At 70.0% G+C, this 13,189-nt stretch carries 13 protein-coding genes; 7 read left to right on the top strand and 6 right to left on the bottom strand.

The features are described from left to right. Positions 1 to 9: 9 nt before the first annotated feature. Genes I5Q34_RS07460 through I5Q34_RS07480 form a run of 5 tightly spaced genes read right to left on the bottom strand, consistent with a single transcriptional unit; the run spans position 10 to position 4,570 of the window. Positions 10 to 1,515 (bottom strand): SCO6880 family protein, encoded by a 1,506-nt coding sequence (locus tag I5Q34_RS07460; RefSeq protein WP_199891386.1) that lies wholly within the window; start codon positions 1,513 to 1,515, stop codon positions 10 to 12. Then, on the bottom strand, positions 1,502 to 2,914 hold the full coding sequence (locus tag I5Q34_RS07465; RefSeq protein WP_199891387.1) for a hypothetical protein: 1,413 nt from the start codon (positions 2,912 to 2,914) through the stop codon (positions 1,502 to 1,504). The genes I5Q34_RS07460 and I5Q34_RS07465 overlap by 14 nt, the downstream gene beginning before the upstream one ends. After that, positions 2,914 to 3,720 (bottom strand): hypothetical protein, encoded by an 807-nt coding sequence (locus tag I5Q34_RS07470; protein WP_199891388.1) that lies wholly within the window; start codon positions 3,718 to 3,720, stop codon positions 2,914 to 2,916. Before I5Q34_RS07470 ends, I5Q34_RS07465 begins: the two co-directional genes overlap by 1 nt. Positions 3,721 to 3,750: 30 nt before the next feature. Next, a complete protein-coding gene (locus I5Q34_RS07475) occupies positions 3,751 to 4,059 on the bottom strand; it encodes a hypothetical protein (protein ID WP_199891389.1) in 309 nt (102 codons plus the stop codon). Continuing rightward, a complete protein-coding gene (locus I5Q34_RS07480) occupies positions 4,046 to 4,570 on the bottom strand; it encodes a DUF6668 family protein (RefSeq protein WP_199891390.1) in 525 nt (174 codons plus the stop codon). The genes I5Q34_RS07475 and I5Q34_RS07480 overlap by 14 nt, the downstream gene beginning before the upstream one ends. A gap of 304 nt (positions 4,571 to 4,874) precedes the next feature. Between I5Q34_RS07480 and I5Q34_RS07485 the strand changes: the two genes are divergently transcribed. The 6 genes from I5Q34_RS07485 (at position 4,875) to I5Q34_RS07510 (ending at position 11,380) form a co-directional block, all read left to right on the top strand. After that, entirely contained in the window at positions 4,875 to 5,069 is a 195-nt protein-coding gene (locus I5Q34_RS07485) for a helix-turn-helix domain-containing protein (protein WP_199891391.1), read from the top strand. 4 nt (positions 5,070 to 5,073) lie between these two features. Further along, on the top strand, positions 5,074 to 6,132 hold the full coding sequence (locus I5Q34_RS07490; protein ID WP_199891392.1) for an NlpC/P60 family protein: 1,059 nt from the start codon (positions 5,074 to 5,076) through the stop codon (positions 6,130 to 6,132). A 44-nt stretch (positions 6,133 to 6,176) separates the two neighbouring features. Next, complete coding sequence (locus I5Q34_RS07495) at positions 6,177 to 6,770, top strand: hypothetical protein (protein WP_199891393.1); 594 nt, start codon at positions 6,177 to 6,179, stop codon at positions 6,768 to 6,770. 303 nt (positions 6,771 to 7,073) lie between these two features. Further along, positions 7,074 to 7,307: a hypothetical protein gene (locus tag I5Q34_RS34450; RefSeq protein ID WP_234428578.1), complete on the top strand. Its 234-nt coding sequence runs from the start codon at positions 7,074 to 7,076 to the stop codon at positions 7,305 to 7,307. A gap of 172 nt (positions 7,308 to 7,479) precedes the next feature. Beyond that, positions 7,480 to 10,284, top strand: a complete 2,805-nt coding sequence (locus I5Q34_RS07505) for a DEAD/DEAH box helicase (protein ID WP_234428579.1) — start codon at positions 7,480 to 7,482, stop codon at positions 10,282 to 10,284. A 706-nt stretch (positions 10,285 to 10,990) separates the two neighbouring features. Continuing rightward, positions 10,991 to 11,380 carry a hypothetical protein gene (locus tag I5Q34_RS07510; protein ID WP_199891394.1) on the top strand — a complete coding sequence of 130 codons (390 nt, stop codon included), beginning with the start codon at positions 10,991 to 10,993 and terminating at the stop codon, positions 11,378 to 11,380. A gap of 226 nt (positions 11,381 to 11,606) precedes the next feature. On the opposite strand, the gene I5Q34_RS07515 is transcribed toward I5Q34_RS07510, so the two are convergent. Beyond that, positions 11,607 to 11,996 (bottom strand): VOC family protein, encoded by a 390-nt coding sequence (locus I5Q34_RS07515; protein WP_199891395.1) that lies wholly within the window; start codon positions 11,994 to 11,996, stop codon positions 11,607 to 11,609. Between the two features lie 185 nt (positions 11,997 to 12,181). On the opposite strand from I5Q34_RS07515, the gene I5Q34_RS07520 reads away from it, so the two are divergent. Then, entirely contained in the window at positions 12,182 to 13,069 is an 888-nt protein-coding gene (locus I5Q34_RS07520; protein WP_199891396.1) for a LysR family transcriptional regulator, read from the top strand. Positions 13,070 to 13,189 lie beyond the last annotated feature (120 nt).

The raw sequence follows: 13,189 nt of genomic DNA on the forward strand, positions 1-13,189 counted from the left end.
GCGGGAACGTCACAGCGCATCGCGCACCACCTCCGGCAACGCGAGGTGAGCCGGCAGGACGAGGCCGATCGGCAGCGCGGCCGCGAACGCGGACGCCTGCGCGGCCCGGATCCGACGCAGCCGGATCCGGGCCCCGGCCGAGAGGTTGTCCATGGCCGCCTCGGCGAGCGGCAACGACGCCTCGTCGGTCACGGTCGCGGTGGCCAGCAGGCCGAAACGGACCACGCCGGCACCGGTCGCTTCCTCCCGGGCGGTCTGCTCGGCCGCCTGCAACGCGACATCATCGCGCGCGCTGCCCTGCGCTTTCTGCTGCGCGAGGAACCGGGCGTCCCGTACGTCGTTCTGCACGATCTTCGCCCCCGTGGCCGCGTCGTGCGGCCGGTACAGGAGCGTGACCCGTTTGCGGGCGATGTCCGGGTGCGGGAGCAGGAAATTCGTCAGGACGTTGGAGAAGACCTCTCCGCGGGGGGCGGCCGACATGGACCAGGTGATGGAGTACGCCCCGTCGTGCCAGTAGGCGGCGCGGTGGTCGTCGGCCTCCGCCGGCCCGGCGTCGTCCCAGGTGAGGCCGGTGCCTTCCCCGCTGGTCCGGGCCCGCTCCACGATGACGGCGGCCGTCGGGTCGTAGGCGACGCGCACGGCCTCGGCGAGCTGTTCGCCGGTCATGGGGCGGGCGGGGCCCGCCCCCGTGGTGGCCAGGCCCGCCGCCAGGCCGGGCAGCCGGTTGCCGAGTTCGACGGCCATCTCCTGCGCCGTGCGCCGGGGCCGGCCGTCACGGGCGGCGCCCGAGTAGGTCAGGGCGATGCGGGTGGACATCAGCGCCGAGCCTGCCGGGTAGCTCTCGACCACCTCGGCGAGGACCTGCGCGGCGAGCGCGGGGGCGTCCGGCGACAGGTTGGCCTCCACCTCGTGCCGCAGCCGGATCCCGGTGTCCGGGGCCGCCTCCACCGTCACCGACACCCCCACGAGCCCGGGTTCGTTGGCGAGCTGGGCCAGCCAGTGCCCCCAGTAGGCCACCCACGTGTCCACCTGCGCTTGGTCCACGAGCGCGGCCCCGTCCGCGTCCGTGCTCAGAACCACCGCATGGTGGTTGGTGCTGGGGTAGCTGATGAGCGCGAACGGGCGGCCGTACGCATCCTTGGCCTCCGTGATCGTGGAGCGGGCCGCGAGGCCCGGCAGCTGGCAGGTGCCATATCCAGTACGGCCCAGCGGCCCCGAGCGGTACAGGTTGCTGCCGGTACGGCGGGCCCGCCGGAAGGCGGCGCGCGCCAACAGGCTTTGCGCAAGCATGCGATCGTGCTTGTCCCGCAGGGCGACCGGAACCATGGCCAGGACCAGGAGCACACCGAAACCGATGGCCAGCCAGATACTGACCAGGGTCAGGACGACGACCACGAGCAGGCCGGAGACGAACAGGACCGTGGTCCCGAGACGGAGCCCGGGCAGGCCCCCGCTCTGCGGGCGGCGCCAATTGCCGTAGGTGGGCTGGCGGGTGAGCGGGTCAGTTTCCGACACGGGGGCCTCCCTGGGGGGTGGTCGGGCGGTGGCCGCCGGCGCCGGACGGCGGCGGGCCCCCGGCGGACCCGCGCGCCGGAGGCGCCGTCTGCGGCTGGGGCGGGACGGCCGCTGTCCCCTGCGGGCCCGCGGTCTGGCCACGTCCCGCACCGGGGGTTCCGGTGGTCTGCGCGCCGGGCGTGCCCTGCGGGCCGGTGTGGCCGCCGGGGGCGCCCTGCGGTCCCTGCTGCTGCCCGGGGGTACCGCCGCCCTGCGGGCCGGACGGGCCCTGTTGTCCGGGGGCGAGTCCGCCGCCGTGGTGCCCTCCCCCGTGATGGCCGCCGCCGTGCGACGGGACCTTGTGGGCGCCCGTGCCGCCGTCGGCCCCCTTCTTCGCCTTCGAGGCCATGGCCATGGCCCGGACCTCGGGTACGGCCTTGGCTCCGGTGGCCACCACCTTGCCCATGAAGGCGACGGCCGCGGCGCCGCCGCGGCCGGTGGCCACCTGCTGCACCATCGGCGTCACAAAACGCAACAGAGCAGGCAACGTGAAGGCCGCCATCAACAGCAGTACGACGCCGTGAAGTACCGTCAAAAGGTCACCGGTCTTGTTCGTCCCCATGCTTTGGAAAGCGGCCGCATAAACAATGGCCGATACGGGTTTGAACAGGGCGAACGCGCCGAGCCAGCCGCAGGACTTCCGGAACCACGCTTTCCCGGATTCAGTCGTCGCCCCGGCGGCGGCGAGCGGTAGCGTCCCGCCCAGCAAAATGATCATGGCGCCACTGATGAACATGTGGATGATCTGGATGAACGACGCGAGGATCAGGAATCCGGACAGCAGCAGGAGCAGAGCGGCACCGGTGCCCTCCCCCACCATGGCCATGGCGCGAATCCGGTCGTTGTACTGGTCCGTGCACGCGAACTCCGGAACCGTCCCCGGATTCAGGTGTGTGGGGCACTTCAGGGACTCGTCCACGATCCACACGGAGAAGATGTCACCCGCGGCCACCACGAGGTTGAGGATGGCCACACTGGCAGGGGCCACGATGACGAGGAGGAAGATGCCGCGGGCGGCGTCCACGGCGGGCGTCGAGCGGCGGGTGAGAGCCATGCGGCCCGCCGCTATCAGCAGCGACAGGACAGCAATCCACATGACCAGCCAGTGCGTCTTTTCCTGGAGGAAATGGATCGGCCCTGTATCGGAGTCGATGTCGGGGTGTTTAAGGTTCAGCCAACCCGCCGTCGTCGCTTTCAGGAATTTGCCTGCTGCTTCGGCGAAACTGTGCGCGATCTTGTCGAAGGCCGAACCGGCCAGATCACTTACAGCCTTGCCGGGGTTGGTGGCCGCTCTGCATGCGCCGGTCAACGGACTGCCGAGCCCCAGAGGATCGGTGATGACTTTGCATTTGTCGGGCATCACACCCCCCCGAACGGGATATAGCCGTCGAGCGTCTGCACGTAGGTGGCCGGCGGAACCGACTGCGGGATGGTCAGCCGCCAATCCCCGTCCACCCAGGTGACGGTCACCGTCCCGACCTGCATCGCGGCATCCGGGAACTTGTTGACGAGCTGGACGACGGCCGCGTCCGGCGTAAAACTGACGATTTTGTATCCGGCGAGCTGACCATGCCCGCTGTCGCTGTCCTCGTCCGGGCCGGTGTTCGGGCTCGCCTTCGCGCTCGCCTCGGCCTTCTTCCGCAGCGCGAGGTAAGCGTCCTTGCCGTCGCCCACCGTCTGCTGCTCGGTGACCTCCCGCCAGTGCGGGGCGAAGAAGTAGCGGGTGCCGATCTGCATCGCTGCCATCAGGGCGCCGGTGGGCGTGCGCGCGTAGCAGCGGGCCACGTCGCCGTCCACGACGGCAGGGCCGGCGCTCTTCGACGTCGGCAGCGCCACCGTCTCGAACAGCGACCACTCCACATCGGACGGCGCCTTGTCCGGGATGCCCTGGCCGGTGTCGGCCAGCTTCGGGCACGACCCGCCGGCCACCGCCGGAGCGGACGGCGCCGGAGCGGACGACGGGCCATGGGTCGCCGACGCGGACCCGCCCGCGCGGGCGGGCGGAGTGCTGCCGGAGTCGTCGCCGTCCGTCACGACCAGGACCGCGAGCAGGACGACCAGCACCACGAAACCCGCCGACCCGATGAACCCCACCCGCGTCCACGGGCTGGGGCCTGGGCTCTGGTTGCTGTTCTCCCCGGATGCGCCGGGATCGCTGTGGGCCATGTTGCCCCCCTTCAGGGATGTGACGGACGGTCAGATGAGGGCCCCGACGATGCCGGATGCCGTGCCGGCGATGATGCAGGCCCCCATGACCATGGCCAGTCCCTTGGCGTGCTCGCCTCCCTCCCCGTTGCGGTGCGAGAGCGCCATCTTGCCCGCGACCCCGAGGACCCCCGCGACGCAGGCGCCGCTGACCGTCCAGGCCGCCCACTTGAGGATCGTCAGCAACTTGTCCCCGAACGGTGGCTTCTCGCCGCCGCCAGGGTTGGGCACGTCGGCGAGGGTGACGGTGTGGTGGTGCAGGCTGTCCGCCGAGGCGGCAACGAGGTCATACAGGGACACCGTGATCTCCGATCAGTCGGGACAGGTCGGCGCCGAGTGCGGCGAGCTGTTTGGGCAAGGAGGCGCCCGCGCCGGCGCCGCAGCGCCACGCCTCCCACCAGGGCACATCCCAGGTACGGGGGACGCCACCGGTCACGAGGTGGTGTAGGTCGCGCAACGGGCGGGGCAGGCGCCCGGGGGTGTCCGCGACGAGGACCAGGCCCAGAAGGACGGCGCCGGGCACAGCACCGGCCGCCCACTGCCGGGCCGCTTGTTGAGCGGCCGTCAGGCCATGGAAGGACGTCCGGGCGACCAGGACGACCCGCGCGGGCGCGTGGCCGGGCAGCTGGGGCCACGCGCGGTTCGCGTCGAGCCCGCCGGGGACGGCCTGTGTCAGCATGCTGACCCCGGCACCCCCGTGGCAGCCCAGCCACCACCAGCCGGTGCCGGGGTCATGCGGCCACGGCAGGACCGGCAGGCCGCCGGACGGCGGGGGCACCGCGCCCGGTTGCGGCGCGGACGGCCCCGTCATCTCCGGCGCCACCCGCCTACCGGGGGCGGGATCAGGATGCGCTGCGGGCGCCGACGGCGAACCGGCAGATGTGGCCCACCGGTTGACCGGTCTCTCACTGGACAACGGACGTCCCCCCTTCCTCTGGCCCCCGGTTGAGCAAGAGAGTACCTAAGAGTAGTCATCTGAACACATAGGTTTGCTACGGTCGCAACCGTCGCCCGCAGTCGCAACGGCCGCTATGGGCGCTTATGAAACGGTGGGGGGTCCGGGGTGAGAACGACGTGGACGAGCCGCGACGGCAACGGTGAAGGGCGGGGCGGGCGTGCTGGAAACGTATCCCGAGGTACTGACAGCGGACGAAGTCGCCGAGGTGTGCCGGGTCGAGACCCGAGTCGTGCGACGGCTCGCCGCCGCTGGGGAGTTACCCGGGTTCAAAGTGGGCAAGGAGTGGCGTTTCCACCGCGTCGACGTGGCCACGTTCATAACCCCCGAAGGCAGGAGCAAGCCGCCGGGGTGACGGTGTGAGCGCCGCCAGCAGCGCGGCGAAGGCCGCCGGCGCCGCCGTCATCGGCATAGCCTTCCTCGGCATCGCGTTCCTCGCCGTCATCGGCGCAGCCGTCCAGGACGACGAGCGACCCGGGATCAGCCAAGTGGGCCTGTCCGGCGGGAAGCTGAACGAAAAGAACGTACCGCGCGAATACCTCCCCTGGGTCCTCAAAGCGGGGGCGATGTGCCCGGAGGCCCCACCGCCGATCATCGCCGCCCAGATCGAGGCCGAAAGCAACTGGGACCCGACAGTGACCAGCCCCGTCGGCGCCATGGGCATCTCGCAGTTCATGCCGGGCACATGGCGGGACTGGGGCGTCGACGCCGACGGCGACGGGAAGAAGGACGCGTACACGGCGGCGGACGGCATCATGTCCCAGGGCCGCTACGACTGCCACGTAGCGGAGAAGGTCAAAAGCTACGGCATCACCGGCGTGGACCCGGTCCGCATGATGCTGGGCGGGTACAACGCGGGCCCGGAGGCGGTCCGTCTGGCCCGCGGGATCCCCCGCAACTCGGAAACCCAGGGCTACGTCCGCGACATCATGAAGCTCGCCGCCACCAAGTACACCGCCCCCGGCAGCACGACGACGGGCGGCCCTTTGCCCGCCGGCGGGGACTTCGGACAGAAGGTCATCAGTCAGGCATCCCTCGGCCTCGGCATCCCGTACGCCTGGGGCGGAGGCACCGTCAACGGGCCTAGCAGGGGCTTTGCCCAGGGCGCGGGCACAGTCGGCTTCGACTGCTCGTCGTTCGTCCAATGGGCCGTTTACCAGGCGTCCAAGGGGAAGATCACCGTCCCCCGGACCACCGAGGACCAGGCCAGGGCCGGGCAGGAGATCAAACCGGAGGACATGAGGTCGGGCGACGTGGTGGTCTTCTCCCTGCACGGCGGGGGCTACGACCACGTGGGGATCTACGTCGGGGGCACCACCATGATCCACGCACCCAAGACCGGCGATGTAGTGAAATTCGCTGATATGAGCGATCCGTACTACGGGTCGAAATCCCGGACGATCCGGAGGTACTGGTGACCCGTCACCCTCGACGAGCAGCCCTCACGGCGACCATGGCCGCCGTGCTCCTCGCAGCCGGCTGCGGATTCGGCAGCGGCAGCGACCCCAAACCGCCCGCCAGCCGTCCCGCCACCGGAACCGGGCCCTACCCGACGCCGCCGCACGCCTCACCCGCCGCCCCCCTGCCCAGCACGACGAACACCGCGACACCGAAGGGCGGCGTGCCCACCCCCGGCAGCGTGGACCAACGCGACGCCACCGCAGTCAGCCGCGCCGCCCTGACCGTCATGCTGACCTCGGACACCACCACCGACATCACCCCCCATGACGCCAACCTCCGCGCCGTACGAGCCGGATGGTGCACAGAGGACTTCGCTCGGCAGATCCGCGACACCCCGCCCCGCTCCGCCCCCGGCGCCACCTGGACGACATGGACCCGCCACCGCGCCTACACCACCGTGAACCTCCGGCCCGCCCAGGACGCCGGACGGCCTGGCGACGACGCCACCCACGCCCTGCGCCAGTGGAGCGTCACCACCACTGCCCGCGGCCGCGACGGGTGGAACGGACCGCCCGACATCGTCGCCGCGTTCGTCGAGCTCAGCCGCCCCGCCGACGGTGACCCCTGGCGCGTCGCAGGCGTCAGCCTCCAGTGAAAGCAGAACCCGCGATGACCGTTCCCGCCTGGCCGCACTACCACCTCGTCCAGCACGACGACGGCACCGTCACCATGACCGGCCCCCACAGCCTTCCGAGACCTCGGATTCGACTCACTCACCGCCATCGAACTCCGCAACGGGCTCCATACCGACACAGGGCTACGCCTCCCCTCCACCCTCGCCTTCGACCACCCCACCTCTTCCGCTCTCTCCGCACACCTGCTTCGCGAGCTGCTTGAGGACGATGGCAGTCTCGCCCCCGGCTCCGGACCGGGTCTCGCGGATGTCGAGCAACTGGAGGTGGCGCTTTCCCGGGCGACGCTCGGCGTCGCCCAGCGCGCGGTCCTGGCGAAGAGGCTGCGGGTGCTGGCTGGGCGGCTGACGGGGCCGGGGGCCGGGGGCGGTGCCCATGACCTCGGCACGGAGCTGGAAACGGCCTCGGACGAGGAGATGTTCGAGCTGATCGACAACATCGACGACATTGACAACGTTGACAACATCGACACGGAGGCTGGTGGCAGCGACGGCTCCTGACAGACGTCGGGCGACGGAAGCCAAAGCAGCATCTGGGGATAGACCGTGTGCCCTATGGGTCCGCCAGTAAGCGGCACCGGCAGAATCCGGTCCTCCGACGTCGTCATCACTGCGGCACCCACGTTGATCCCCGCGGTGATGTGGTCGGCTGCCCGCACGGGTGGGGCATGGGATGGGCGTTATCGTGGCGATCGATATGCCATACGACGACGCGCCCTTCACGACGCCATGTGCGAGCGAGAGTCCGGTTGGGGCGGACGTCGCCCCGGTGTACTGGTGGAAGACGGCTGACCCGGGTGCCACGGTGCCCGAATTTCCCGCGGGTACCGACGCCCGGGTGTTCGTGCCGTCCGGTGAGCGGTTCGGGGAACTGCGGGATCGGCTTGCCGCGCGGGGTGCGCAGGTCCGCACCGTCAAGTACTGGAGGGAGGAGGAGCTCCTCAGCAACATCGGTCCGGACGGCATGGTGGGTGAGCTATGGGCCCGTACCGGTACCGCGCTGCCCGAGGCACGCCGCCGGGGAAGGACGGTGCGACGCACCGGCCCTTCCGCCACTGTGGCCCGGTACGCCTTTGAAGCTCTGTGGGAGGCCCAGGAAGCCGGGCGCGAGATTCCGCCGTCGGAGGAGCCGAACGATCTGGTGCCCCCGTCATGGCTGCCTTTCCTGCCGTACCCGACGCTCAACCCGGCCCAGGCGCAGGCGGCTCCTCATGTGTTGCGCAGGGACGAGCACACCCTGGTCGTTGCGCCGACCGGCGCCGGCAAGACCACGATAGGCATGCTCGCGGCCCTGCGGGCCATCCTGGGCGAGGGGCGCAAAGCCGCGTGGCTGGTGCCTCAGCGGTCCCTCACCGATGAACTGGACCGTGAGCTCGAGGGGTGGCGGCGGCGCGGCTTGCGGGTGGAACGCCTCTCGGGTGAGTACAGCATCGATACGCGGCGCGTGCGGGAGGCGGATCTGTGGGTCACCACCACGGAGAAGTTCGAAGTGCTGTGCCGGACGTCTTCCCTGCGCGACCGGCTGGCCGAGGTGGGCTGCCTCATCGTGGACGAGGTGCACCTGCTGGGTGACCCGGAGCGTGGGGCTGTGCTCGAGGCAGTGCTCACCCGGGTCCGGAACGAGGCCTCGCGCATGCGGGTGGTCGGCCTCTCCGCCACCGTGTCCAACGCGGAGCAGATCGCGGGCTGGCTGGGCGCACGGCTGATACGGATCGCTTGGCGGCCCGGCCGGCTGACGTGGCAACTGCCTTCCGTACCAGCTGTTGCCGACCGGAACGCCGCTCAGGCGGCCCGGACGCGGGTGACCAACGCGATCGTGGCCGATGTGACCGGGGACGGTGGCAGTGTGCTGGTGTTCTGCGGCAGCAAGTACGGTGTGCGCAGTACGGCGCTGGCGATCGCCAACAGCCGTGGTGTGTCGACGGCGGGGGTGAGACCGGACGACCTGGAGGGTCTTCGGCGGGTGTGCGATGCGGCCGGGGTGGGGCTGCACTACAAGGGCTGGGAGTACAAACGAGATGCCGAACGGGATTTTCGTGAACGGCGGACGGACGTGCTGGTGGCCACGTCGACTGTGGCAGCCGGTGTGAACCTGCCCGCCCGTGCGGTCGTGGTGCGCGATACCCGGATCGGTATGCGGGAAGCGGACGTCGCGACCGTCCAGCAGATGTTCGGGAGGGCAGGGCGGCTTGGAACCGGTGAGAGCGCCGGCTGGGCCTTCATGATCGTGGACGAGGCCGAACTGGCGGATTGGCAACAGAGGTTGGTGGGCGGGTACACCGTGGACTCGCAGATCAGCACCAGCTTGCCGGACCACGTGCTGGCAGAGGTTGTCCAGGGCCGGATCCGTACGGTGCGGCAGGCCGAGGAATGGTGGCTGCAGACGTTCGCCCATCACCAGGGGAGCCGCAGCACCGAGTCGGTGCGCGAGGCCCTGGAGTTTCTCGTGGCTGCGGAGTACTGCCGCACGGAGAGCGAGACCGGAGGGGACACCCTCATCGCCCCGACCGAGCTGGGAGCGCTGACCACACGGGTCATGGTTCCCGCCCGGGTTGGCTACCACCTGCGTACGGCGCTGGCCCGCTGCCCGGTGCCGACTGATGCGGACGAAGCCGAAGAGACCCTCATCGGGTTGGTGAGCACCTCGGTACCGAAGCTGGCGAAGGCTGCCCTCGATGAAAATCTCAAGTCGGCGGTAGGGCTGTTGCTCCATGTCCGCGGACAGCTGGGCCGATTCGCCGATGACGGACGGATCAGTGGAGAGGAATTCCAGATTCCCTACGCCGATGGGGACCTCGCACGCGCCGCGTTGCTGACGGTCGCGAACAGCCCGACGGCCTTCCGCTCAGGGGAGCGTGACATCGTAGGCCTGCCGCGAGCGGCGATGCGTCCGGTGCTGGAGGACGCTCCTCGCTATCTGCACTGGCTCGCGTCCCAGGGATTTCTGGGCACCTTGCATCCCTGGATCGCTGTAGTGGCGGCTGACCTGAACCGACGTATCCGTTGGCGCCGTTGCGGGGCGCCCCGCGGGAGTGGGCGACTGCTGTGGATGTGTGAGCGGATGACCACGCCCCAGCATGCCGATGACGAAGTCCCGGCCATGTGGCACGCGGCTCGTGACCGGGGCCTGAGAGACCCTGACTGGCAAACCCCGACGGCCCCCAGAGGAAACCGGCTTGACGCACCGTCCTATGCGAACCTGCTCCGCGAACGTGTTGCCCAAGGCGAGCTGACAGGCCGGGATGCCCCCGCAGGGCGTCCGCAACCGGCTCGGGGGCGGGTCGTGGCTGTGTGGAGCGGTCGTGACTACCGAGCCGAAGCCGCACGGCGAGGGGGACAGCCGTACACGTTCCCGGCATCAGGGGAAGGGCTTGAGGAGCTTGAGGAGACGGGCCGGACGGGTATCGCCGTGTTCTCGTGGAGTGGTGACTACCGGGCGAACGGTTGGCTGGCGGAGTATTCCGCGGTCGGGGGCTGACCTGCGTACTCGGCGACAGCTCGGTGTGGCGCTGCGCCGGTGAGAAGCCGCCGTGCGCGAGCGGTGTGTTGACGGGTTCGGCTGTGGAGAGCTCACGTTCACGGCGTGAGGCGGCTGCGCTCCCGCTGCCGTGCCATGTCGACCTCCAGGGGCATCGTGTCCGTGCCCTGGGAAGAATCCCGTCTCCGGCCTTCGTCGCCATGAGTGAGGTATCGGGCTCTCGGTCGGCTGTTGTGGTCCGATTCGCCATGCGGGCAAATGATGGAAAGTCAGGTGTTCAGAGAGTGGCGATCGTGGTCTCGGTGGCCGGTTCTCCGGCGCGATGCTGACGAACTGCTGGGCGGGCTACCATCACAGCGCCTCTGGCCTGTGTAAACGCCGATCATTGCAGAGTTGTGGACCATCTTGACGAAGTGGTCGGCGGGGTCGGGCCGATGTGCGTTCAGCAAGGGGCCGGGGGCCTTGTGGGACTCGTCCGATCCGCGTCGGGCGTGATGGACGGCCCGTGGGGGCACCTTCCTCGCCGCTGCTGATCCTGGTTCCGGCGCACGCGATCGTACGCACCCTCATCTGCCACGGCCGGCTCACCCATCGAGACGGCGGTCAAAGGATGTCCGGGAACAGCAGAGGTCTCCTGACGTCTTCCCGATTGAGTGCAACTCCCCAGCAGCGGCTAGGCTTTGGTCGTTCTTGAGAAGGGGCACTGATGGGTACCAGGTTTATTGAGGTAGACGAATCGCGGCAAGGTGAGCCGGGTGTGCAGAAGGGAGGCAGGACATTGACGGTAGGAGACCAGTCCATCACCCAGGATACGTGGGTGAAGGTTGAAGCTTACGATGATCTCGATCCGACCGTGACCGGGGACGTCCATCTGCACACGTTCGCAGTCCCGGGTATGGAAGTGCGGGTCGGGGCCGCGAAGAATGATGAGGACGGAAGCGGCGAATTCGAAACCAGGTTGGTCCCGTCCGTCCAGTATTACCAGATCGAGCTCGGGCCCGACTCGCTGAATAAGCTCCATGACGCGCTCAAGCCCTTCATCGCGGCCGCGAAGGAATGCGAGCCGCCAAAGGGCCGCAAGGTGCGCGCCAAGTAGTCCACAATGCCCCCTCCCGCGAGGGGGCATTGATGCATATTGCAGACGGCGGGGCCTGTCTCGTCGGAACAGTCACCGGACTTTCCTCACATGCGGGGTCGCTCGACGGCCGGCTGAAGGGGCGCGCCGCAGCGTGACCTCGGTTCCCGCCCGAGATCGCGCGCGGCTGCGCCCGGGGCCGTGCTCCGGGGGTCGCCGACTCCGCCGACCGGGCGCTCGCCGGGCATCAGGCGTCCTGCGGGTACCAGCGCAGTTCCACGGTGTTGCCGTCCGGGTCCTGCACGTAGAGGGATACCGCGGTGCCCCGGGCGCCGAAGCGCTCGCCGGGGCCGTCCACCACCGTGAAGACACCGGAATCGATGACCTGCTGCCAGTCGAGCGGTTCCACGACCAGGCAGATGTGGTCGACGTTGGACCCCTCCGGCTGCCCGTCGGCGACCTTGACGAGGTCGATGATGGTGGTGGGGCTGACCCGTACGGACGGGAAGGGAACCTTGCCGGCCCGCCACTCCTCCACCCGCACCGGCTCCAGCCCCAGCGGGCCGGTGTAGAAGGCGAGCGAGCGCTCGATGTCGGCGGTGTTCAGGACGAGGTGGTCGAAGGCGATCACGCGCATGGGTGTCTCCGTGGGGTCGGGGCGCCGGGGCGCCGGTGGTGGTACGGCGGGCCGGGCCTCGCGGGCCCGGGCGGTGGCCGGTCGCTGACTGCCGTGGCCCGCCGTTGGCTTCAGCATCGCCGAACACCCATCCATCGGTCCAAGACATGTTTGTCATCCCATCCATTGTGTTTCACGATGGATGAATGGATCTTCAGCAGATGCGCTACGTCCTCGCGGTGGCGGAGACCGCGAACTTCACCCGTGCCGCCGAGCGGTGCCATGTCGTCCAGTCCGCGCTCAGTCATCAAGTCGCCCGGCTGGAGCAGGAATTGGGGGCGCGGCTGTTCGAGCGGACCAGTCGCCGGGTGCGGTTGACCATCGCGGGAGAGGCGTTCCTGCCCGCCGCCCGCCAGGCCCTGGAAGCGGCCGAGCGGGCCCGGGCGGAGGTGGCTGCGGCCACCGGCGAGGTACGGGGACGGCTGACCGTCGGATCCATCCCCACCGTGACGGCCGTCGATCTCCCGGTCGTGCTGCGGGACTACCGTCGGCGCTACCCCCGCGTGCGGATCAGCCTGCGGGCCGGCTCCAGCGAGCGGCTGGTCGAGCAGGTGCGTGAGGGCGGGCTGGACGCGGCGTTCCTCGGCGTACCGCCGGGATTCCGGCCGCAGGGCGTCCGCGACCGGGAACTCGCCCACGGGCGGCACGTCGCCGTGGTCGACCCGGGCCACCCGCTGGCGCAGGAGCACAAGGTGGACCTCCGGCAGCTCGTCGACGAGGTCTTCGTGGACTTCGCCGACGAAAGCGCCGCCCGTGCCCAGTCGGACGAGGCGTTCGCCGCGGCCGGACTGCGCCGCGAAGTCGCCTTCGAGGTGTCCGGCGTGGAGCTCATGGCCCGGATGATCCGTCAGGGACTGGGCATCGCCCTGCTTCCCGCGGCCTTCGCCGCCGAACTGCACGGCCTGCGGAGCGTGCCGGTCACCGACGGGCCGATGAGGGTGGAACGCCTCGTCTGGAGCCGGTTCACCCCGTCACCCGCGGCCTCCGCCTTCCTCGCCCTGCTGGACGCCGGCACGTCGTCCCCCGGAGCATGACCGCTCCGTCCGGACCGGTGCACCGAGGTCCGGCCGGGGCGGGCACCCGTGCGGGCCGCAGCACGTCTCCGGCGCCTGCACCACTGCCCGAGGGCCCGAGGGGGTGTGCGGTGGCTCTCC

The organism is Streptomyces sp. AV19 (genome assembly GCF_015999245.1).
Taxonomy (GTDB): Bacteria; Actinomycetota; Actinomycetes; order Streptomycetales; family Streptomycetaceae; genus Streptomyces.

What these genes read in the sequence shown, in the direction of transcription:
- I5Q34_RS07465 (WP_199891387.1), bottom strand. Translation starts at nt 2,914, where the DNA reads ATGCCCGACAAATGCAAAGTCATCACCGATCCTCTGGGGCTCGGCAGT.
- I5Q34_RS07470 (WP_199891388.1), bottom strand. Translation starts at nt 3,720, where the DNA reads ATGGCCCACAGCGATCCCGGCGCATCCGGGGAGAACAGCAACCAGAGC.
- I5Q34_RS07480 (WP_199891390.1), bottom strand. Translation starts at nt 4,570, where the DNA reads ATGACGGGGCCGTCCGCGCCGCAACCGGGCGCGGTGCCCCCGCCGTCC.
- I5Q34_RS07505 (WP_234428579.1), top strand. Translation starts at nt 7,480, where the DNA reads ATGGGCGTTATCGTGGCGATCGATATGCCATACGACGACGCGCCCTTC.
- I5Q34_RS07510 (WP_199891394.1), top strand. Translation starts at nt 10,991, where the DNA reads ATGGGTACCAGGTTTATTGAGGTAGACGAATCGCGGCAAGGTGAGCCG.
- I5Q34_RS07515 (WP_199891395.1), bottom strand. Translation starts at nt 11,996, where the DNA reads ATGCGCGTGATCGCCTTCGACCACCTCGTCCTGAACACCGCCGACATC.
- I5Q34_RS07520 (WP_199891396.1), top strand. Translation starts at nt 12,182, where the DNA reads ATGGATCTTCAGCAGATGCGCTACGTCCTCGCGGTGGCGGAGACCGCG.